This is a genomic window from Duffyella gerundensis (genome assembly GCF_001517405.1).
In the GTDB taxonomy this organism is placed as follows: domain Bacteria; phylum Pseudomonadota; class Gammaproteobacteria; order Enterobacterales; family Enterobacteriaceae; genus Duffyella; species Duffyella gerundensis.
Genome location: NZ_LN907827.1, coordinates 1,532,315 through 1,552,295 on the forward strand (window position 1 = coordinate 1,532,315; position 19,981 = coordinate 1,552,295).

Sequence of the window (19,981 nt, forward strand, 5' to 3'; positions counted from 1 at the left end):
GAGCATAACAAAAGATAGCGGGCATTAAAAAGGCACCCGCGGTGGGTGCCTGTCTTTAGCCTGCAGAAATGCTTAATGTTTCTTGTAGTCACGATCGTGGAACTCGGTCGATTCGATTTTTGCAATGCCAGCTTCAAGGATAGAGATAAACTGTCGGGCGACGTCGGTGGTAATCCAGTAGGTTGGGCCAACGTCAGCGTCATCTTCCTGCTGTTCCTGGGAAGAGAGTGAATGCAAGCGAAGCATCATGGCGTCATAGCTGTCAACAGTACTGATATCCCATCCAACCAGTGGATGTGTCTGAATAACATCTTTGTTCTTATCCATTATAACCTCCTTATTACTCGTTAAACGAAGTGTACTATTGAGGTCAATGCGGGCTTTTTTCTGACAGCAGCGGGCTAATTATAACACGGGTTGAACACCCGGACTGCGAGGGCACGATAAAATAGTTTTGCGCAGGAATAAAGCAAATATTCATGCGGCGAAAACACCGCATAAAAAATAATCAGCGTAATAAATAAGCCAATTAATTATTCAATAACAGGTTCACTTTTACTGCTGCCGGTGCGTTTTTCCAGCGCCTCGGCGAGTCGGGCATAATGGGTCTGCAACGCCGCATCATTTTCCTGATTCTGCGATTCCAGACGCATGCTGTGCGACAGCAGCTGGCTGGCACGTTCGTCAAGGCAGAAGGGGAGCCAGGAAAAGGCAGTTTCAAGTACGGTCAAACGGCGTTGCTGATCGCCAATCAGCGTCAGTAATTCACCAAAGGTCATCGCCTCTTCGGGATTTTCATAGGTCATGGTAGACACCTCCTGTAAGTCATCACAGGCGCAAGAATAGGTGAAGGCATAAAAAGAGTCTATATCGCGATACGCGATCTGGCGAGGCAGGCAGCGGGATAAAAAAGCCGGATGGCGACACCCGGCAAAACAGCACAAAATAAAACGGTTATTGCGGAAACCAGTCGTCAGCACTTTCCCAGGTTTCCTGCAGAATATGGCTCACCTGCTCACGCGCCTCTTTCCCTTTGCCCATCACCGTGAGGTTGTTGGCGCTGGCGTAACGTACGCTGACGTGCGCTTCATCGTCGGGAAAATGTTCGTTCAAACGTCGGGTCAGTTCTTCTGCCAGCGCATCCAGTGCGCCCGGCGGCAGCGTCTGCGTTTTTGCTACGGTAATTTCAACACGCATGAGGACCTCCGTGAATATACTGTCTATTTGTACAGTATTGTTCGGCAGCACGCAAGTGAAAGAAACGGAAGACAACGGGAAGGCGGATACCTTCCCGTCAGATTTACAGCGCGACGCGCCAGTTCAGGCTTTCACCGGCTAAAAAGGGCACTAGGCTCTCTTCGCCCAGCGCAATGCTCTCGGGCACCGTCCAGGCTTCGCGCACCAGCGTAATGCGTTCTTCATTCAGCGGCAGGCCATAAAAGCGCGGGCCGTTTTCTGAGCAGAATGCTTCAAAGTGGCTTAGCGCGCCCATCTCTTCAAACACCGTGGCGTAAGCAGGCAGCGCCACCGGCGCATTGAACACGCCCGCGCAGCCGCAGCTCGACTCTTTACGATGGCGGGCGTGCGGCGCAGTGTCGGTGCCCAAAAAGAAGCGCGGATTGCCGCTGGCGATCACGTCACGCAGCGCCTGTTGATGCACATTGCGCTTGAGGATCGGCAGGCAGTAAAGGTGCGGCCGCACGCCGCCCACCAGCATGTGATTACGGTTAAACATCAGGTGCTGTGGCGTGATGGTGGCACCGAGCAGATCATTGGCTTCCAGCACATACTGTGCTGCTTCACGGGTGGTGATGTGTTCCATGACAATTTTTAAGCCCGGAAACTGCTGGCGCAGCGGGATCATCACCGTTTCAATAAAGCGCGCTTCACGGTCGAAAATATCGATATGGGCGTCGGTGACTTCGCCATGAATCAGCAGCGGCATGCCGATCGCCTGCATGCGTTCAAGCACGCTGGCAATAGCGGCGATGCTGGTTACACCGTGGCTGGAGTTGGTGGTGGCGTGCGCCGGATAGAGCTTGGCGGCGGTAAACACGCCTTCACGAAAACCGTGCTCCACTTCTGCTGCATCCAGCGAATCGGTGAGGTAGCAGGTCATTAGCGGCTGAAAACGGTGCTGTTGTGGCAGCGCAGCCAGAATGCGTTCACGGTAGGCGCGGGCTGCGGCCACGCTGGTCACCGGCGGCACCAGGTTGGGCATCACAATCGCACGGCCACAGACTTCACTGGTATAGGGCAAAACGGTATGCAGCATCGCATCATCACGCAGATGAATATGCCAGTCGTCTGGGCGGCGAATCTGTAGTTGCTGGGGTTGTGCGGTCATCAATCAGGCTCCGGCGAGGATAAATGTCAGGGATACTTTATGCCGGGACATAAGCATAAGGGGCAAGGCAATCGATTGCACCTCATTTATATCTCCATCACATAAAAAAGCCCCTTTACGGGGCGGCTATCACTTTATTGCGTAAAAGGAATGATCAACTCGCCGGGCTTCACTTCGATACCGGTGGCAAAGCGTTTGGCCAGCGCTTCAGCCTTGCTGCGGTCGCTGCTCAGCAGATAGGCCGGTTGCTGGTTGAAGTAACTTTTCAGCGACTGGTTCAGATAGGGCGTCAGCGTTTTCAGCACCGGCTGCATTTTCTCCGGCTGCACATCGACCTGCACGATCTCCAGATCCTGCAGGAAGATAGCGCCCTGTTGGCGATCAAAGCGCGGCTGAGCGCGCATGGTCAGCAGCATCTCCGCCTGCTGTGGGCCAAACAGCGAAGTGATATTGACGGCGGCATGGCCGGTGAGCGTCACTTTGCCTGGATCCTGACGGCCAATCTGGCTGTTAAGCTGAGAGAGCACAATATGCGCGTTAACCAGCCCCGATACGCCAACCTCTTTTTCGAAGTTATTGTGTTTCGCCAGCGCCTGGTTGATCTCCTGTTCGCTGATGGTGTATTGCGTGAGCTTGTTACAGCCGCTCAGGCAGAGCATCAGCAGCAGCATCGACGCCCCGGCGATAATCTTTTTCATTGCACGCTCATCTGGTCAGTAAATAGTGAGGGCGCATAGCTTGCCTCAAGGCGGACACGCTGTCACCAGGTGCAGGCGTAAAGAAGAGGATTGGGAAGGGGGAAAAGCGGGCAGCAGAATGCCACCCGCAGCAGGTTACTGCGCAATAGAGGAGAGCAAGTTAATCTGCGTCTGTTTCGCCATGTTGTCGCGGTATTCCGCCACGCGCGACGGGTAATTCACGCCGGCTACCAGCGTCAGCGAGCGCAACAGCGGAAACAGATTGATGTCATCTTCAGAGAGTTCGCCGTTAACCGCGTTGGGCTGCACGATCAGCTTGTCGAGCTGGCGCAGATCATCACTGATATTTTTAATCAGGCCGGCCGAATGGCTTTTCAGCTCGCTGAAATCGCCCATCGTCGCTTCCTTTTTGTTTTTGAAGTAAGCGCGCGCTTCCGGCGTATCAAACTCGGCAAAGGGTGCCTCAGCGACGCGTGGCGTAATCAGTTTGTAGACATAGCCATTGACCCGGCGTAGCCAGTCGGCGATGGCGGCATTGGTGCCGCCGGTCAGCAGCGGCTGGCCGTCGCTGTTATCCACAAAATGCACAATGTCCATGCTTTCCGCCATGGCGCTGCCATCCGCTTTCTGCAGGATCGGCACCATTTTCTGCCCAATCAGGCGGCGCGGCGTCTCTTCATCGTCGTTGGACAGGACGATCAGTTCCACCGGCAGGTTCTTCAGACCAAAAATCATGCGTGCCTTTACGCAAAAGGGGCAATGTTCGTAAATGTATAATTTCACGTTAGCGTCTCCTTGTTGTATTTGGTCACAGGCCTGGTAATGGCCTCAATAAAGTATGGAAGAGAACGGGCGCAGGTCAACCCGGCTTCGGTTGTAGCCAGACAGATGACCATCAACAGCACGGCAAACGCAGACGAAGAGAAACCGGTTAAGCGGCTGAGCTGCGGACGGTTTTTTCAGGGGTTTCGCCGTGCGGTGGGTAAGAATTGTCCTGTTTGCGACAGCCTCACGAAAGTGAAACTGTGGTTTTACCCTTGTGCCTGTTGAAGGTTATAGTTAACCGCAGGCGCGGAGATTTCCCGGCTGGCTGTCGCCGCCGTTGCCCATTGCGCCCACTATCACCGATGCGTTTTGCAGGCCACAACTTCAGGAGAGAAAATGTTTGGCTACCGTTCTGCTGCTCCCCGGGTACGTCTTACCACCGACCGCTTAGTGGTCAGGCTGGTTCATGAACGTGATGCTTGGCGAATGGCTGACTACTATGCGGAGAACCGCGATTTCCTCAAGCCCTGGGAGCCGGTGCGTGATGAGAGCCACTGTTATCCTTCCGGCTGGCAGGCACGGCTGGGGCTGATCACCGATATGCATCGTCAGGGCAGCGCCTACTATTTCATCCTGCTGGATGAGCAGGAGAGCGAAGTGCGCGGCGTCGCCAACTTCAGTAACGTGCTGCGCGGCTCGTTCCACGCCTGTTATCTCGGTTACTCGCTGGGCGAAAAATGGCAACAGCAGGGCTTGATGTTTGAAGCGCTGCAGGCCGCCATCGGCTATATGCAGCGTCAGCAGCGAATTCATCGCATCATGGCAAACTACATGCCGCACAATGCGCGCAGCGGTAACCTGCTGGCGCGTCTGGGTTTTGAGAAAGAGGGCTACGCCAAAGATTATTTGCTGATCGACGGGCGCTGGCAGGACCATGTGTTAACGGCGCTGACCTGGCGAGAATGGACGTCAGAGCGGCGCGGTAGTTAACCCTTTAAGGGACGTGAAATGAAAATTGATTTATCCGCCCACGAGGCGCGGGTGATTGGCGCCATGCTGGAGAAGCAGGTCACCACGCCGGATCAGTATCCGCTATCGATCAACGGCGTGCTGGCCGCCTGTAACCAGAAATCCAACCGCGATCCGGTGCTAACGCTGAATGAACGCCAGGTGCAGGACACGCTCGACCTGCTGGTTAAAAAGCATCTGCTGAGCACGCAAAGCGGCTTTGGCCAGCGGGTGGTGAAATATGAACAGCGCTTCTGCAACTCCGCTTTTGGCGATCTGAAATTCACCGCTGGCGAGGTGGCTATCGTCACGCTGCTGCTGCTACGCGGTGCGCAGACGCCGGGCGAACTGCGCAGCCGCAGCGGTCGACTGCACGAATTCAGCGACATGGCCGAAGTGGAAGCCACGCTGGAAACGCTGGCGAGCCGTGAAGACGGGCCTTTTGTGCTGCGTCTGCCGCGCGAAGCGGGTAAACGCGAAAGCCGTTATGCGCATCTGTTCAGCGGGCAGCCCGACGTCACGCCGTCAGCCGAGCCGGTCATGGCGGCGGAAGAGAGCGATATGGCGCAGCGCATCACGCAGCTGGAGCAGGAGATGGCAACAATAAAGCAGCAACTGGCTGCGCTGATGGCGGAAAAGGGTGCACGTTATGACGATTAAGATTGGCATGGTCGGCTTAGGCAGCATCGCGCAGAAAGCCTGGCTGCCGGTACTGAGCCGCGCCGACAGCTGGCAACTGGTGGGCGCTTTTTCACCAAATCAGGCGAAAGCACAGCCGGTGTGCGATCGTTATCGCATCGCCAGCTACGCCAGGCTGGATACGCTGGCCGCTGATTGCGACGCGGTGTTTGTGCACAGCAGCACCGCGTCACATTACGCGGTGGTGAAAACCCTGCTGCTGGCGGGGGTGGACGTTTGCGTCGACAAACCGCTGGCGCAGACGCTGGCCGAAGCGGAAGAGCTGGTGGAACTGGCCGCAGCGCGCGGGCGCAAATTGATGGTGGCCTTCAACCGGCGTTTTGCCCCGCGTTATCTGCAACTCAGGGCAGAACTGGGCGATCTGGCGTCGCTGCGCATGGACAAACACCGCAGCGACAGCATCGATCACGATCTGCAGTTCACCCTGCTGGATGATTACCTGCATCTGCTGGATACGCTGATCTGGCTGGGCGGCGGCAAGGTCACGCTGCTGCAGGGCCAGCTGCTCACCAACAGCAGCGGGCAGATGCGCTACGCCGAGCATCTGTTTGCCGCCGGCGACGCACGATTAACCGCCAGTATGCATCGTCGGGCGGGCAGCCAGCGCGAAACCCTGCTGGCGGTCAGCGACGGCGCGGTGACCGAGATCGCCGATATGCGCGAATGGCGTCAGGAACGTAACGGTATTATTCACACGGAGCCTGCGCCAGGCTGGCAAAACGTGCTGACGCAGCGCGGATTTGAGGGTGCGGCGCACCATTTTATTCACTGCGTACAAAATCAGACTCAGCCGCAGACCAGCGGTGAACAGGCGCTGGTGGCGCAGCGCATGGTGGAAGCCATCTGGCAGGCACACGCGCAGCAATAACCTTTGCTCACAATCGAAAGTGGTTATTTAGCGCGGTGTCAGTAGACTATCGCCCCGGGCAGCCCTGCGCTGCCCCTTCTTTTTTTACTTTCAGGATGCGCAGTAAACCATGAACCTGTTGAAATCGCTGGCAGCGGTCAGTTCTATGACGCTGTTTTCGCGCGTGCTGGGCTTTGCCCGGGATGCGCTTGTTGCACGCGTGTTTGGTGCCGGTATGGCTACCGACGCCTTCTTTGTTGCCTTTAAGTTGCCTAATCTGCTGCGCCGTATTTTTGCTGAGGGCGCCTTTTCACAGGCCTTTGTGCCGATCCTCGCGGAATACAAAAGCAAGCAGGGTGAAGAGGCGACACGGGTGTTTGTAGCCTACGTTGCGGGCCTGCTGACGCTGGCGCTGGCGATCATCACTTTTCTCGGCATGATCGCCGCGCCGTGGGTGATCATGGTGACCGCGCCCGGTTTTGCCGACACCGCCGATAAGTTTGCGCTGACCTCGTCGCTGCTGCGCGTGACCTTTCCCTATATCATGCTGATTTCGCTCGCCTCGCTGGCGGGGGCGATCCTCAATACCTGGAACCGTTTTTCGGTGCCGGCGTTTGCGCCGACCTTGCTGAACGTCAGCATGATCGGCTTTGCGCTGTTTGCCGCGCCGCATTTCCATCCGCCGGTGATGGCGCTGGCGTGGGCGGTGGTGGTGGGCGGCGTGCTGCAGCTCGGCTATCAGCTGCCGCACCTCAAAAAGATCGGCATGCTGGTGATGCCGCGCCTGAACCTGAAAGATGCCGGTGTCTGGCGAGTGATGCGCCAGATGGGGCCGGCGATTCTGGGCGTGTCTGTCAGCCAGATTTCGCTGATCATCAATACCATCTTCGCCTCTTTTCTGGTGTCCGGTTCGGTCTCCTGGATGTATTACGCCGATCGCCTGATGGAGTTTCCTTCCGGCGTGCTCGGCGTAGCGCTGGGCACCATTCTGCTGCCGTCACTGGCCAAAAGCTTCGCCAGCGGCGATCACGATGATTACTCGCGTCTGATGGATTGGGGTTTACGGCTCTGCTTGCTGCTGGCCCTGCCAAGTGCGGTGGCATTGGGCATTCTTTCCGGCCCGCTGACCACCGCGCTGTTTCAGTACGGCAAATTCACCGCCTTTGACGCGGCGATGACCCAGCGTGCGCTGGTGGCTTATTCGGTGGGCTTAACCGGACTGATTGTGGTGAAAGTGCTGGCACCTGGCTTCTATTCGCGTCAGGACATTAAAACGCCGGTGAAAATCGCTATCGTGACGTTGATTTGTACCCAGTTGATGAATCTGGCCTTTATCGGTCCGCTGAAGCACGCCGGTCTGGCGCTGTCGATTGGCCTGGCGGCCTGCCTGAACGCCGCGCTGCTGTACTGGCAGCTGCGTAAGAAAAATATCTTTATTCCCCAACCGGGCTGGCACAGCTTTTTGCTGCGTCTGGTGCTGTCGGTGGTGGTAATGGCAGCGGTGCTGGTGGGCGTGCTGATGCTGATGCCGGCATGGGAAAACGGCAGCATGCTGTGGCGATTACTGCGTCTGGCAGCGGTCTGTGCGGTGGGTGGTGGCAGCTATTTTGTCATGCTTGGGCTGATGGGATTCCGCCTGCGCGATTTTAATCGCCGGACTTCAGCATAAATGAAAGCGAGGCGGCCTGCGGGCCGCCTGTACCGATTACGCTTTTCTGCTGAGCATGACGTGGCCTTTCGCCTGGCCATCGGGGCCATAAAAAGGCTGACTTTGATGCGGCTTTAACACCGCCAACGCATGCTCAGTAAAGTGCATCTGGTGATCCAGCAGCATGCCGTTGTGCGTGTTGGTGTCACGCAGTCGCTCGGTACGCAGTTGAATCTCCTGCCAGCGCAGCGCCATATCCTGCCGATCGCTATAGGGTGCCTGCACGCCTTCGCTTTTCTCGGTGGTTTTACGCATCTCATCGAGATAGTTCAGCGTGGTCAGCAGCAGCGTTTTGTCTTCGGTAATACGTTGCAGCTGGCTGCTATTGATGCGACCCGCCGAGAGCATTTCCTGCTCTTCATTCATGATCGCATGTAACGATGACAACACTTCCAGGATCTTATTCAGCGTAGTCTGCAGGTTATTCATGGCGCACGGTTATCCTGTAAAACTTAATTGTTCCCCAGCCACTGTTTGGTGTCCTGAATCAGCGCATCGGCAATTTTGCCAGCATCCATTTTCAGTTCGCCATTACGGATGGCCGTTTTGAGTTGCTCAACGCGAGCGGTATTAATGTCCTGGCTGCCCGGCTTCATCAGCTCGGCCTGCGCATTGCTCAGACTAACCTGCGCGGCGGTGCTGCTTTCGCTGGCTTTCACCGGTGTGGCAGCGGTGCGCACTTTGGCGGTCTGCGCGTCATTGTTGTCACGTGACTGGACGGTGCTTACCGGTTTCAGGGGTTGAGTTCTGTCGATGCTCATAATGAAGCTCCTGTCAGGTTCAGGCGGTTTTTGCCGCATGCTAATTATAGAGTAATGTCGTTGTTGCTTACTCTATCGGCAGAACAGCACTGTTCTTTAATCGCTTAGAGCGTTATAAGAATATTCCCATTAGGGTCGACGCGTCCACTCACCACCTGCCCATTGTTCATTCTGACCCGCACCGGCTGCGCGGCGGTGGCATTATTCATCGCTTTGCCTTCGCCGCTGGCGTTAAAGCCTTCGCCCTGCGCAATCACCATCACGTTCTGACCCGCCTGCACGCGCCACGGTTGACGCACCATCATTAAGGTTACCGGTTGGCCCGGCACCAGGTCGCGCATGGCAACCGCATCGGCAAGCTGTTCCGGCGTATCGGCGATGCGCGCCGGTAACGTATCCAGACGGCCCTGTTTCACTTCCAGATCGGCGAGGGTTAAGGTTGCGCCACGCGCGACCTGGCGACTGACCACCACATAGTTACCGGACACCTGTACCTGCACCTGCAAATAACGACGCGTCTGGCCACAGTTGGCCGCCACGCTGATGTTGCCCCACATGCGGCTGTTACCCGGCAGCGAAAACTGCGGCGCCTCACAGGCGGGCCATTGATTCTGCGGCGTGCGAACCACCACCTGCATACCTTGCGCATGCTCAGCATCACGCGCCTGAAAAAACTGCGTTAACTGGCTGGTCAGATCGGCTGCGCTGGCGCTGTGTACCGCGAGAAGCAGGCCGCTAAGCAGCATTATGATGTTACGCATGGTCATTCCCCCGAAATCATTATGGTGAGGATTCTACCGATGATTACCAAAACTCAAGGCGACAAATAGCGACGCTTTTTAGCGCTATTCCGTCGATAGCGATTGTGCCTTCGCCCTTATGCTGTCAACTCGAAATTTCGAATGCCGGAGGAAGCATGATCGACAAACTGGATGCAGCACTGAGATTTGGCACTGAGGCGATTAACCTGCGCGCCCAGCGTCAGGAGATCCTCGCATCCAACATCGCCAACGCAGATACCCCAGGTTATCAGGCGCGTGATATCGACTTCGCCAGTGAACTGAGCCGGGTAATGAAGAATGGCCGGGCGGAAGGTAGCAGCATGTCGCTGGCGGTGACGTCGGCACGCCATATTCCGGCTGAGGTTAACCAGGCGGCGTCGCTGGATCTGCAATACCGTATTCCTGACCAGCCTGCGCTGGATGGCAACACGGTAGATATGGACCGCGAGCGTACGCAGTTTGCGGATAACAGCCTGAAATATCAGACCGATTTGACCCTCATCAGTAGCCAGATCAAAGGCATGATGAGCGTACTTCAGGGGCAATAATTATGTCTTTATTAAGTATTTTTGATATTGCCGGATCGGCAATGACTGCACAGTCACAGCGCCTTAACGTCAGCGCCAGTAACCTGGCCAACGCCGACAGCGTAACCGGACCCGATGGCCAGCCTTACGTGGCCAAGCAGGTCGTGTTCCAGACCGATGCGGCTCAGGGTCAGGCCACCGGCGGCGTTCGCGTCGTACAGGTGATTGACGATCCGACGCCGGCCAAGCTGGTGTATGACCCGGGTAACCCGATGGCTGATGCCAAAGGCTACATCAAAATGCCAAACGTCGATGTGATCGGTGAAACGGTGAATACCATGTCGGCGTCGCGCAGCTACCAGGCCAACGTCGAGGTATTGAACACCGTGAAATCGATGATGATGAAAACCCTGACGATGGGTCAATAACGGAGAACAACATGGGCATTGCGATTAGCGCGAATGATCCTCTTGATACCAGCAAGGTCACTACGGCAAGCGGCAGTCAGGATAAAAGCTCGGCGGATTTACAGAACCAGTTCCTGACCCTGCTGGTGGCGCAGCTGAAAAATCAGGATCCAACCAATCCGATGGATAACAGCCAGCTCACCACCCAGCTGGCACAGATCAACACCCTGAGCGGCATTGAGAAACTCAATACCACGCTGGGCTCGATCTCCGGCCAGATCACCAGCGGTCAGTCGCTGCAGTCTTCTGCGCTGATTGGTCGTGGCGTCATGATCGATGGCAGCCAGGTGCTGGTCGGCAAGGGCGAAACCACGCCGTTTGGCGTCAGCCTGGCCACCGCGTCAACCGCCACCACCGCAACGATTACCGATGCAGGCGGCAACGTGGTTCGCACCCTGGATCTGGGTGGAATGACCGCCGGTACCCATACGTTCTCCTGGGACGGCACCATGACCGACGGCACCACCGCGCCGGACGGTAAGTACAAGGTATCGCTGGCAGCGTCCAGTGGCACCACCCAGCTGGTGGCGCAGCCACTGAATTACGCCTACGTCAACGGCATTACCACTGCCAGCACGGGGTCAACATTAGATCTTGGAACGATGGGTAACGCCACGTTAGATGACGTCCGTCAAATTCTTTAACGACTTAACACTTTCTCAGGAGTGAATGAATCATGGGTTTTTCTCAAGCAGTCAGCGGTTTAAACGCAGCATCCAGTAATCTCGACGTCATTGGCAACAACATCGCCAACTCCGCGACCTCTGGCTTTAAATCAAGCACCATCTCTTTTGCCGACATTTTTGCCGGTTCAAAAGTGGGTATGGGTGTGAAAGTGGCCGCGGTAACGCAGAACTTTAAAGACGGCACGCCAACCACCACCAGTCGTGGTCTTGACGTGGCAATCAGCGATGCGGGCTTCTTCCGCATGACCGACGCATCGGGCGGCGTACTCTATTCCCGTAACGGTCAGTTTACGCTGGATGCCGATCGTAACATCGTCAACATGCAGGGCCTGCAGCTGACCGGCTATCCGGCAACCGGCAACCCGGCCACCATTCAGACCGGTGTTAACCCAACGGCGCTGCGCGTGCCGACCGAGCAGATGACCGCCAGCGCCACCACCAAAGGTGCTCTGATCGCTAACCTGAACTCGTCAGACAAAGTGAAGACCGGTGGCGCGTTCGACGCGACTAACCCGGACACCTACAACGTTAAAACCAGTATGACCACCTTTGACTCGTTGGGTAACGAGCACAAGATGGACCTTTACTACGCGAAATCTGCTGACAACCAGTGGGACGTCTATCCGATTGACTCCAGCACCGGCACCGCCAGCTATGCCAATCCAGGCAACCCAGGCGCGACTCCGCCAGTGGCACCAACGCCATTCCGTATGAGCTTTGATAACAACGGCACCATGACCTCAGCGCCAACTATCACGCTGAACATGGGCGCACTGAACGGCTCGAATGCACAGACGTTTGCCCTGAATATGGCAGGCAGCCTGCAGCAGAACACCGGCGCTAATACCTTTGGTAACCCAACGCAGGATGGCTATGCACCGGGCGACCTGACCAGCTATCAGATCAACGACGACGGCACGCTGGTAGGAACTTACTCAAACCAGAAAACTCAGGTGCTGGGTCAGATCGTGCTGGCGAACTTCGCTAACCCGGAAGGCCTGAAGTCTGAAGGCGACAACGTCTGGTCCTCAACCAGTGCTTCTGGTCAGGCGCTGGTTGGCCTCGCTGGCACCGGTAACCTCGGTAACCTGACCGCCGGCGCGCTGGAATCATCCAACGTTGACCTGAGCCAGGAGCTGGTCAACATGATCGTTGCGCAGCGTAACTACCAGTCAAATGCGCAGACGATTAAAACCCAGGATCAGATCCTCAACACGCTGGTTAACCTGCGTTAATTCGCTAACGGGATTGCACTATGGATCACGCGATATATACCGCCATGGGCGCGGCAAGTCAGACGATGGATCAGCAGGCGGTAACCGCCAGCAACCTCGCCAACGCCGCTACCCCAGGATTTCGTGCTCAGCTGAATGCGCTGCGCGCCGTACCGGTCGAAGGCTGGTCGCTGCCAACGCGTACGCTGGTTGCCGCCTCCACGCCGGGTGCCGACATGTCTCAGGGCACCATGGACTATACCGAACGTCCGCTGGACGTCGCGGTACAGCAGGATGGCTGGCTGGCCGTGCGCACTGCGGATGGCAGTGAAGCCTATACCCGCAACGGTAACATTCAGATCAGCTCCACCGGTCAGCTCACCATCCAGGGCAACCCGGTGATGGGCGATGGCGGACCGATTGCGGTACCGCAGGGCGCTGAAATCACCATCGCTGCCGATGGCTCGATCACCGTACTGAACGGCGGTGATTCGCCTAACGCTACGGTGCAGCTGGGCCGCCTGAAGCTGGTGAAAGCCACCGGTCAGGAAGTGACACGCGGTGATGACGGTATGTTTCGCCCGACCGCAGCGGCACAGGCCCAGCGCGGCGCCACGCTGCAAGCTGACGCCACGCTGAAGGTGATGCCGGGCGTGCTGGAAGGCAGCAACGTCAAGCCGGTAGAAACCATGGTCGACATGATCAGCAACGCGCGCCGTTTTGAGATGCAGATGAAAGTGATCTCAAACGTTGATGAAAACGAACAGAAAGCTAACCAGCTGCTCAATATGAGCTAAGGCTAAGGAAAAACCATGATTCGCTCTTTATGGATCGCTAAGACCGGTCTTGACGCCCAGCAGACCAACATGGACGTCATCTCCAACAACCTGGCTAACGTTAGCACCAACGGTTTTAAACGTTCGCGCGCGGTGTTCGAAGATTTGATGTATCAGACCATGCGCCAGCCTGGCGCACAGTCTTCTGAGCAGACCACGCTGCCGTCAGGCCTGCAGATTGGTACCGGTGTTCGTCCGGTGGCCACCGAGCGCCTGCACAGCCAGGGTAACCTGTCCAAGACCGACAACTCGAAAGATGTGGCGATCAACGGTCAGGGTTTTTTCCAGGTGCAGATGCCAGACGGCACGCTGGCCTACACCCGTGACGGTTCGTTTCAGGTGGATCAGAACGGTCAGCTGGTGACCAACGCCGGTTTCCCGGTGCAGCCAGCCATCACCGTTCCGGCAAACGCCCTGAGCATCACCATCGCCCGTGACGGCGTGGTGAGCGTAACCCAGCAGGGTCAGGCGGCACCGGCGCAGGTTGGCCAGCTGACGCTGACCACCTTTATCAACAACTCCGGCCTCGACAGTATCGGTGAGAACCTGTACCAGGAGACGCAGGCGTCCGGCACGCCAACGGAAAGCACACCTGGCCTGAACGGCGCCGGGGTGATCTATCAGGGCTATGTGGAAACTTCAAACGTGAACGTGGCGGAAGAACTGGTCAGCATGATCCAGACGCAGCGCGCGTATGAAATTAACAGCAAGGCGATCAGCACCTCCGACGAGATGCTGCAGAAGCTGTCACAGCTGTAACCCTGACCGACCGGCCAGCGTGAGTTGGCCTCTATAACAGATGAACAAAGGTACTTAATCCGTGGCGAAGCATGTAACTCAAAAGCCTGGACATTGGTTAGTGGCGATGGCGCTGTTAACCCTTAACGGTTGCGCATTAGTTCCCCGTACGGCGCTGGTGGAAGGCGCGACAACGGCCCAGCCGCTGCCCGCTTCGCCGCCCGTTGTTAACGGCTCAATTTTTCAGGGCGTGATGCCGATGAACTACGGCTATCAGCCGCTGTTCGAGGATCGCCGTCCACGTAACATCGGTGACACGTTGACCATTACGCTGCAGGAAAACGTCAGCGCCAGCAAGAGCTCGTCCGCCAACGCCAGCCGCGACGGCAAGAGCACGTTTGGCCTTACCGCCGTGCCGAGCGCGCTGGATGGCCTATTGGGTGGCAACAAAACCAACCTCGAAGGTTCGGGTACCACCGACTTCGGCGGCAAGGGTGGCGCCACGGCGAACAACACCTTTACCGGCACCATCACCGTGACCGTGATTCAGGTATTGCCAAACGGCAACCTGAAAGTGGTGGGTGAGAAACAGATTGCGATTAACCAGGGCACGGAGTTCATTCGCTTCTCCGGCATTGTTAATCCGCGCACGATTAGCGGTAGCAACACGGTGGTCTCTACCCAGGTGGCCGATGCCCGTATTGAATACGTCGGTAATGGTTATATCAATGAGGCGCAGACCATGGGTTGGCTGCAGCGCTTCTTCCTGAACATCTCACCGATGTAAGAGGTTTGCATGAAAACGAATTTTGTAACGCGTACGTTGTTCTCTCTGCTGCTGGCGTTTTCCACGCTGGCGCAGGCGGACCGCATCCGCGACTTGACCAGCGTGCAGGGCGTGCGCGACAACCAGCTGATCGGTTACGGTCTGGTGGTTGGCCTCGACGGCACCGGTGACCAGACGACACAGACGCCTTTTACCACCCAATCGCTGAACAACATGTTGTCCCAGTTGGGCATTACCGTGCCTGCGGGCACCAACATGCAGCTGAAAAACGTGGCGGCGGTGATGATCACCGCCAAGCTGCCGGCGTTTGGCCGTCAGGGACAGACCATCGATGTGGTGGTCTCCTCTATGGGTAATGCCAAAAGCCTGCGCGGCGGTACGCTGTTAATGACCCCGCTGAAAGGGGTTGATAATCAGGTCTATGCGCTGGCGCAGGGTAACATTCTGGTCGGCGGTGCGGGCGCCTCAGCCGGCGGCAGCAGCGTACAGGTCAACCAGCTGAACGGCGGTCGTATCAGCGCTGGTGCCACCATTGAGCGTGAAATTGCCAATAACTTCGGCACGCAGCAGACCCTGAACCTGCAGCTTAACCAGGAAGATTTCACCATGGCGCAGCGCATTGCTGATGCCATTAACAGCCGCGGCGGTTACGGTTCAGCGGTACCGCTGGATGCCCGTACCGTGCAGGTGCGCGTTTCAGCTAATAACAGCTCTCAGGTGCGCCTGCTGGCAGAAATTCAAAACATCGATGTCTCGGTGCCGGTAGAAGATGCCAAAGTGATCATCAACTCACGTACCGGCTCGGTGGTGATGAACCGCGAAGTGACGCTGAACACCTGTGCTGTGGCTCAGGGCAACCTGTCGGTCACCGTAAACCAGCAGCAGAATGTCAGCCAGCCTGATACGCCGCTGGCCGGTGGTCAGACGGTGGTCACGCCGCAAACGCAGATCGATCTGCGCCAGGAAGGCGGCGCACTGCAACGCGTTAACGCCAGTGCCAACCTGAATAACGTGGTGCGTGCCCTGAATGCGCTGGGTGCCACGCCGATGGAACTGATGTCGATTCTGCAATCAATGCAGAGCGCAGGCTGCCTGCGCGCCAAACTGGAAATTATCTGATGAGCAATACGCAAACGCTGATGAATGCGGCTTATGACAGCCGCTCACTGAACGACCTGAAACGCGATGCCAGCAAAGATCCCAACGGCAAAGCGTTACAGGTGGCGAAGCAGGTCGAAGGCATGTTTGTGCAGATGATGATGAAAAGTATGCGCGAAGCGCTGCCAAAGGATGGGCTGTTCAACAGCGACTCCACCCGCATGTACACCTCGATGTACGATCAGCAGATTGCGCAGCAGATTGGCAATCGCGGGTTGGGCCTGGCGGACGTTATCGTTAAGCAGATGCAGCCAGCCGCTGAGCTCGATCCGAAAGCGGGCACCGTACCGATGAAGCTCGATAACTCGGTGGTGCTTAACACGCTGGCGCCGATGCAAATGAGTCAGGCGCAGGTGCAGACGCAGCTGGAGCAGACGGTGCGTCGCGCCGTGCCGCGGCTGCCGGTGAAACCGCTGGGCGGCGACAGCAGCGACTTTATCGCCCAGCTGTCGCAGCCGGCGAAAATCGCCAGCGCGCAGAGCGGCATTCCTCACCACCTGATTCTGGCGCAGGCCGCGCTGGAGTCGGGCTGGGGACAACGGCAGATTCTGACCCGCGACGGCCAGCCAAGCTTCAACGTGTTTGGCATCAAAGCGGGCGGCAGCTGGCATGGCGAAACCACCGATATCATGACCACGGAATATGAGCAGGGCGCGGCGAAAAAAGTGCGCGCTTCGTTCCGCGTCTATGGCTCTTATCTCGAAGCGATCACTGATTACGTCAAGCTGCTCAGCAACAATCCGCGCTATGCCGCGGTGACCACCGCGCAGTCGGCGGAGCAGGGTGCGCAGGCGTTGCAGCAGGCGGGTTACGCCACCGATCCGAAGTATGCACAAAAGCTGGTCGGCATGATTCAGCAGTTCAAGCAGATGGGCGAGAAAGTGGTTAAAGCCTACGGCCAGGATATGGGCGATTTATTCTGATTCCCTGCTCAAGTTTTCACTGCGCAGGCCGATAAATTTAGGAGGCCAGGTGGGCGATTCGCCGACTGGCGCACCCTTTTGTTCAATGCCGGTCAACGTTGCCGACAGATAAGGAACTGAAATGTCCAGCTTGATTAACTCCGCCATGAGCGGTTTGAGCGCCGCTCAGTCAGCACTTTCCACCACCAGTAACAACATCACCAACTATACGGTGGCGGGCTACTCACGTCAGACCACTAATCTGGCGCAGGCGCAGAGCACGCTCAACGGCAGCGCCTATTATGGCAACGGAGTCACAGTGACCGGTGTAACCCGCGAATATGATGAGTTCATCACCTCGCAGCTGCGTACCGCCAGCAGCCAGAGCAGCGCGGCTGCCACGCAATACAGCCAGATTTCGAGCATTGACGATCTGTTATCGTCCTCGACGACCAATCTGTCTAAATCACTGCAAACCTTCTTTAATAACGTCCAGGGCGTGGTCAGCAACGCGGAAGATCCTTCAGCGCGTCAGACCCTGCTCAGCAATGCCAGTGGCCTGGTGAATCAGTTCCAGACCTCGGCGCAGTATCTGAATAACCTCGACAACAGCGTTAACACTGACGTGAAGGCGACGGTATCTCAGATCAACGGCTATTCCAGCCAGATTGCTAACCTGAATAAACAGATTGCCAAGATGCAGGCGATTGGCGGCGGCGCCACGCCCAATGCGCTGATGGATCAACGCGACCAGATGGTGAACAACCTGAATAAACTGGTAGGCGTGACCGTTTCTCAGCAGGACGGCAGTTATAACGTCTCGATGGCTAACGGCATGTCGCTGGTGTCGGGCAGTTCGGTGCAGTCACTGGTGGCTATGCCTTCCAGCAGCGATCCGGCGCGTATCACCGTTGGCTACGTGGATAACGCCGCGGGCAACGTGCAGATCCCTGAGAAGTTACTCACCAACGGCTCGCTGGGCGGCCTGCTGGCGTTCCGTTCGCAGGATCTGGATGGCGCACGCAATCAGCTCGGTCAGATTGCCGCCGCCTTTACCACCAAATTCAATGAGCAGCACGCCAAAGGCTTCGACAGCCAGGGCGATGCCGGCACTGACTTTTTTAACATCGGCGGCCCGGAAGCGTTAAATAACACCAAAAATCAGGGCACCGGCGTGATGACCGCCAGCTGGAGCAACGCCTCCGCGCTGCAGGCCTCCAACTACACGGTGAGCCTTGATACCAACAACAACTGGAACGTGACCCGTATGTCTGACGGCGTCAGCGTGACGCCAACCGTGACCAGTGGCGCCAACGGCACCACGCTGAGCTTTGAAGGTCTGGATCTGAACATCACCGGTGACGTGAAAGCCAAAGACAGCTTCCTGGTGAAGCCGGTGGAAAAAGCCATTACCGGTATGTCGGTTGCTATTACGCGTGAATCGCAGATTGCGGCCGCCAGTCAGCCAGGCGGCAAGAGCGATAACCGCAATGCGCAGGCGCTGTTGGGCCTGCAGGATGCGAACCTGGTTAACGGCAATGCCACGCTGACGCAGGCCTACGCCGGTCTGGTGAGCATTGTGGGCAATAAAACCAGCACGCTGGAAACCGCCAGCACCACGCAGGCGAACGTCGTGACCCAGCTGAGCGACCGCCAGCAGTCGGTTTCGGGCGTTAACCTCGATGAAGAGTATGCCAACCTGACGCGTTATCAGCAGTACTACATGGCGAATGCCCAGGTGCTGAAGACCGCCAGTTCGCTTTTTGATGCACTGATGAGTATTCGTTAATCGGCGTTGCCGCTTAACCGCACAGTTTAAGGAACCATCACCATGCGCCTTAGTACCACGATGATTTATGAACAGCAGGTTCGGGGAATCTCTGATTCTCAGTCCTCCTGGCTGAAAACCGGCGAGCAGTTGGCTACCGGCAAACGCGTTAACAATCCTTCTGACGATCCGGTCGCGGCTTCGCGGGCGGTGGTGCTGTCACAAACGCAGGCGAGGGATGCCCAGTACACCACGTCGCGCTCTTTTGCGACGCAGAGCCTGTCACTGGAAGAGAACACGCTGGCAGGCGTTACCGGTGCGGTGACCAGCGCACAGGAGCAGATCGTCCTTGGCTCCACCGGTACGCTAAGCGATGGCGATCGCGCTTCGGTTGCCACCCGTCTGGAAGGTATTCGCAATCAGCTGCTCAACCTGGCAAACAGTAAAGATGGCAGCGGGCGTTATATGTTCGCCGGTTATAAAACCGACGCCGCGCCGTTTGCCGCTGACGCTACCGGCGATATTGCTTATAACGGCGGCACTAACGCTATAACGCAGAAAGTTGACGCCAGTCGCACCATGACCATAGGCCATACCGGCGACGATGTTTTCACCTCAATCCCCAGCAATGCCAAAAAAGAGCCAGACGGCAGCGCCAGTGAGACCAACCTGTTCAAAATGCTCGACAGCGCCATTAGCGCACTGCGCACGCCGCTCGCCAGTGCCGATGATGCCACAAAGACAGCAGTTTCCGCCGCAATGGATAAAACCAACCGCGGACTAAGCAATTCGCTGAACAACGTGCTGAGCGTGCGTTCTGAAATCGGTACGCAGCTTAATGAACTGGATACGCTGGACTCTCAGGCGGGTGACCGCAGCGTGATTTATGAAGCGCAGAGGGGCAATCTGGAGGATGCAGATCCGGCTGCAACGATCTCTAAGTATACCATGCAGCAGACCGCGCTGCAGGCGGCCTATAAAACCTTTACCGATATGTCCGCATTGTCATTGTTTAAGCTGAACTCCTGAAAATAACTCTTTGAGCGTACTTTAACCGGGTGCGCTCAGTTTTTCCCGCGGTCTGCTGGTCAGCCCGCGGGATTTTTTTTTGCTTTAATTTCGGGTTCGACTCAGCGTTGCAATCAGCAATCAGCAATCAGCAATCAGCAATCAGCAATCAGCAATCGGCAATCAGCAAGTAGCACCACGCGTTGCTACAGATAAGTGACAGGGCGAGTGGGCAGACGCGTGTCACGGCTGCATGGCAGAGCCAGCTTGTCGTG

At 56.9% G+C, this 19,981-nt stretch carries 24 protein-coding genes; 15 read left to right on the forward strand and 9 right to left on the reverse strand.

From position 1 onward, the window contains the following. Positions 1–72: 72 nt before the first annotated feature. From bssS to grxB, 6 genes are all read right to left on the reverse strand, one after another. Complete coding sequence (gene bssS, locus EM595_RS07035) at positions 73–327, reverse strand: biofilm formation regulator BssS (protein WP_067429541.1); 255 nt, start codon at positions 325–327, stop codon at positions 73–75. Positions 328–533: 206 nt separating this feature from the next. Continuing rightward, on the reverse strand, positions 534–806 hold the full coding sequence (locus tag EM595_RS07040; RefSeq protein ID WP_067429544.1) for a hypothetical protein: 273 nt from the start codon (positions 804–806) through the stop codon (positions 534–536). Positions 807–954: 148 nt separating this feature from the next. Then, complete coding sequence (gene dinI / locus EM595_RS07045; protein WP_067429549.1) at positions 955–1,197, reverse strand: DNA damage-inducible protein I; 243 nt, start codon at positions 1,195–1,197, stop codon at positions 955–957. A gap of 103 nt (positions 1,198–1,300) precedes the next feature. Further along, complete coding sequence (pyrC, locus tag EM595_RS07050) at positions 1,301–2,347, reverse strand: dihydroorotase (protein WP_067429552.1); 1,047 nt, start codon at positions 2,345–2,347, stop codon at positions 1,301–1,303. Positions 2,348–2,481: 134 nt separating this feature from the next. Then, positions 2,482–3,045 (reverse strand): lipoprotein, encoded by a 564-nt coding sequence (locus EM595_RS07055; protein WP_067429555.1) that lies wholly within the window; start codon positions 3,043–3,045, stop codon positions 2,482–2,484. 135 nt (positions 3,046–3,180) lie between these two features. After that, positions 3,181–3,828: a glutaredoxin 2 gene (grxB, locus tag EM595_RS07060; RefSeq protein ID WP_067429558.1), complete on the reverse strand. Its 648-nt coding sequence runs from the start codon at positions 3,826–3,828 to the stop codon at positions 3,181–3,183. Between the two features lie 378 nt (positions 3,829–4,206). Between grxB and rimJ the strand changes: the two genes are divergently transcribed. From rimJ to murJ, 4 genes are all read left to right on the forward strand, one after another. Beyond that, positions 4,207–4,800, forward strand: a complete 594-nt coding sequence (rimJ, locus tag EM595_RS07065) for a ribosomal protein S5-alanine N-acetyltransferase (RefSeq protein WP_067429561.1) — start codon at positions 4,207–4,209, stop codon at positions 4,798–4,800. An 18-nt stretch (positions 4,801–4,818) separates the two neighbouring features. Further along, positions 4,819–5,478 (forward strand): DUF480 domain-containing protein, encoded by a 660-nt coding sequence (locus EM595_RS07070; RefSeq protein ID WP_067429564.1) that lies wholly within the window; start codon positions 4,819–4,821, stop codon positions 5,476–5,478. Beyond that, a complete protein-coding gene (locus tag EM595_RS07075; RefSeq protein WP_067429565.1) occupies positions 5,468–6,385 on the forward strand; it encodes a Gfo/Idh/MocA family protein in 918 nt (305 codons plus the stop codon). Before EM595_RS07070 ends, EM595_RS07075 begins: the two co-directional genes overlap by 11 nt. A gap of 109 nt (positions 6,386–6,494) precedes the next feature. Continuing rightward, positions 6,495–8,033 carry a murein biosynthesis integral membrane protein MurJ gene (gene murJ, locus EM595_RS07080; protein WP_067429568.1) on the forward strand — a complete coding sequence of 513 codons (1,539 nt, stop codon included), beginning with the start codon at positions 6,495–6,497 and terminating at the stop codon, positions 8,031–8,033. Positions 8,034–8,069: 36 nt separating this feature from the next. Here murJ and EM595_RS07085 read toward each other — a convergent pair whose 3' ends face one another. The 3 genes from EM595_RS07085 to flgA form a co-directional block, all read right to left on the reverse strand. After that, entirely contained in the window at positions 8,070–8,501 is a 432-nt protein-coding gene (locus EM595_RS07085) for a flagellar protein FlgN (protein ID WP_067429571.1), read from the reverse strand. Positions 8,502–8,524: 23 nt separating this feature from the next. After that, a complete protein-coding gene (gene flgM, locus EM595_RS07090; RefSeq protein WP_067429573.1) occupies positions 8,525–8,833 on the reverse strand; it encodes a flagellar biosynthesis anti-sigma factor FlgM in 309 nt (102 codons plus the stop codon). 104 nt (positions 8,834–8,937) lie between these two features. Next, positions 8,938–9,594, reverse strand: coding sequence for a flagellar basal body P-ring formation chaperone FlgA (gene flgA, locus EM595_RS07095; RefSeq protein WP_067435250.1), 657 nt, complete (start codon positions 9,592–9,594; stop codon positions 8,938–8,940). Positions 9,595–9,749: 155 nt separating this feature from the next. On the opposite strand from flgA, the gene flgB reads away from it, so the two are divergent. From flgB to flgL, 11 genes are all read left to right on the forward strand, one after another. After that, a complete protein-coding gene (flgB, locus tag EM595_RS07100; protein ID WP_067429576.1) occupies positions 9,750–10,163 on the forward strand; it encodes a flagellar basal body rod protein FlgB in 414 nt (137 codons plus the stop codon). Positions 10,164–10,165: 2 nt separating this feature from the next. Next, positions 10,166–10,570 (forward strand): flagellar basal body rod protein FlgC, encoded by a 405-nt coding sequence (gene flgC / locus EM595_RS07105; protein ID WP_067429579.1) that lies wholly within the window; start codon positions 10,166–10,168, stop codon positions 10,568–10,570. Between the two features lie 11 nt (positions 10,571–10,581). Continuing rightward, on the forward strand, positions 10,582–11,253 hold the full coding sequence (flgD, locus tag EM595_RS07110; RefSeq protein WP_067429582.1) for a flagellar hook assembly protein FlgD: 672 nt from the start codon (positions 10,582–10,584) through the stop codon (positions 11,251–11,253). 32 nt (positions 11,254–11,285) lie between these two features. Further along, positions 11,286–12,530: a flagellar hook protein FlgE gene (flgE, locus tag EM595_RS07115; protein WP_067429585.1), complete on the forward strand. Its 1,245-nt coding sequence runs from the start codon at positions 11,286–11,288 to the stop codon at positions 12,528–12,530. Positions 12,531–12,550: 20 nt separating this feature from the next. Next, complete coding sequence (locus tag EM595_RS07120; RefSeq protein ID WP_067429588.1) at positions 12,551–13,306, forward strand: flagellar basal-body rod protein FlgF; 756 nt, start codon at positions 12,551–12,553, stop codon at positions 13,304–13,306. A gap of 15 nt (positions 13,307–13,321) precedes the next feature. Next, complete coding sequence (gene flgG, locus EM595_RS07125; RefSeq protein WP_067429591.1) at positions 13,322–14,104, forward strand: flagellar basal-body rod protein FlgG; 783 nt, start codon at positions 13,322–13,324, stop codon at positions 14,102–14,104. A 106-nt stretch (positions 14,105–14,210) separates the two neighbouring features. Next, positions 14,211–14,870, forward strand: coding sequence for a flagellar basal body L-ring protein FlgH (locus EM595_RS07130; RefSeq protein ID WP_222938570.1), 660 nt, complete (start codon positions 14,211–14,213; stop codon positions 14,868–14,870). 9 nt (positions 14,871–14,879) lie between these two features. Continuing rightward, complete coding sequence (locus EM595_RS07135) at positions 14,880–15,989, forward strand: flagellar basal body P-ring protein FlgI (RefSeq protein WP_067429596.1); 1,110 nt, start codon at positions 14,880–14,882, stop codon at positions 15,987–15,989. Then, entirely contained in the window at positions 15,989–16,951 is a 963-nt protein-coding gene (gene flgJ / locus EM595_RS07140; RefSeq protein ID WP_067429599.1) for a flagellar assembly peptidoglycan hydrolase FlgJ, read from the forward strand. Before EM595_RS07135 ends, flgJ begins: the two co-directional genes overlap by 1 nt. A gap of 121 nt (positions 16,952–17,072) precedes the next feature. Beyond that, entirely contained in the window at positions 17,073–18,719 is a 1,647-nt protein-coding gene (flgK, locus tag EM595_RS07145) for a flagellar hook-associated protein FlgK (protein ID WP_067429602.1), read from the forward strand. Between the two features lie 42 nt (positions 18,720–18,761). Then, the gene (gene flgL, locus EM595_RS07150) at positions 18,762–19,727 is read left to right on the forward strand and encodes a flagellar hook-associated protein FlgL (RefSeq protein ID WP_067429605.1); all 966 of its coding nucleotides are present in this window, start codon (positions 18,762–18,764) and stop codon (positions 19,725–19,727) included. Positions 19,728–19,981: the final 254 nt, after the last annotated feature.

Excerpts from the sequence above, each read along its gene's own strand:
- bssS (WP_067429541.1), bottom strand. The coding sequence starts at position 327 with ATGGATAAGAACAAAGATGTTATTCAGACACATCCACTGGTTGGATGG.
- EM595_RS07040 (WP_067429544.1), bottom strand. The coding sequence starts at position 806 with ATGACCTATGAAAATCCCGAAGAGGCGATGACCTTTGGTGAATTACTG.
- dinI (WP_067429549.1), bottom strand. The coding sequence starts at position 1,197 with ATGCGTGTTGAAATTACCGTAGCAAAAACGCAGACGCTGCCGCCGGGC.
- pyrC (WP_067429552.1), bottom strand. The coding sequence starts at position 2,347 with ATGACCGCACAACCCCAGCAACTACAGATTCGCCGCCCAGACGACTGG.
- EM595_RS07055 (WP_067429555.1), bottom strand. The coding sequence starts at position 3,045 with ATGAAAAAGATTATCGCCGGGGCGTCGATGCTGCTGCTGATGCTCTGC.
- rimJ (WP_067429561.1), top strand. The coding sequence starts at position 4,207 with ATGTTTGGCTACCGTTCTGCTGCTCCCCGGGTACGTCTTACCACCGAC.
- EM595_RS07070 (WP_067429564.1), top strand. The coding sequence starts at position 4,819 with ATGAAAATTGATTTATCCGCCCACGAGGCGCGGGTGATTGGCGCCATG.
- EM595_RS07075 (WP_067429565.1), top strand. The coding sequence starts at position 5,468 with ATGACGATTAAGATTGGCATGGTCGGCTTAGGCAGCATCGCGCAGAAA.
- murJ (WP_067429568.1), top strand. The coding sequence starts at position 6,495 with ATGAACCTGTTGAAATCGCTGGCAGCGGTCAGTTCTATGACGCTGTTT.
- EM595_RS07085 (WP_067429571.1), bottom strand. The coding sequence starts at position 8,501 with ATGAATAACCTGCAGACTACGCTGAATAAGATCCTGGAAGTGTTGTCA.
- flgM (WP_067429573.1), bottom strand. The coding sequence starts at position 8,833 with ATGAGCATCGACAGAACTCAACCCCTGAAACCGGTAAGCACCGTCCAG.
- flgA (WP_067435250.1), bottom strand. The coding sequence starts at position 9,594 with ATGCGTAACATCATAATGCTGCTTAGCGGCCTGCTTCTCGCGGTACAC.
- flgB (WP_067429576.1), top strand. The coding sequence starts at position 9,750 with ATGATCGACAAACTGGATGCAGCACTGAGATTTGGCACTGAGGCGATT.
- flgC (WP_067429579.1), top strand. The coding sequence starts at position 10,166 with ATGTCTTTATTAAGTATTTTTGATATTGCCGGATCGGCAATGACTGCA.
- flgD (WP_067429582.1), top strand. The coding sequence starts at position 10,582 with ATGGGCATTGCGATTAGCGCGAATGATCCTCTTGATACCAGCAAGGTC.
- flgE (WP_067429585.1), top strand. The coding sequence starts at position 11,286 with ATGGGTTTTTCTCAAGCAGTCAGCGGTTTAAACGCAGCATCCAGTAAT.
- EM595_RS07120 (WP_067429588.1), top strand. The coding sequence starts at position 12,551 with ATGGATCACGCGATATATACCGCCATGGGCGCGGCAAGTCAGACGATG.
- flgG (WP_067429591.1), top strand. The coding sequence starts at position 13,322 with ATGATTCGCTCTTTATGGATCGCTAAGACCGGTCTTGACGCCCAGCAG.
- EM595_RS07130 (WP_222938570.1), top strand. The coding sequence starts at position 14,211 with ATGGCGCTGTTAACCCTTAACGGTTGCGCATTAGTTCCCCGTACGGCG.
- EM595_RS07135 (WP_067429596.1), top strand. The coding sequence starts at position 14,880 with ATGAAAACGAATTTTGTAACGCGTACGTTGTTCTCTCTGCTGCTGGCG.
- flgJ (WP_067429599.1), top strand. The coding sequence starts at position 15,989 with ATGAGCAATACGCAAACGCTGATGAATGCGGCTTATGACAGCCGCTCA.
- flgK (WP_067429602.1), top strand. The coding sequence starts at position 17,073 with ATGTCCAGCTTGATTAACTCCGCCATGAGCGGTTTGAGCGCCGCTCAG.
- flgL (WP_067429605.1), top strand. The coding sequence starts at position 18,762 with ATGCGCCTTAGTACCACGATGATTTATGAACAGCAGGTTCGGGGAATC.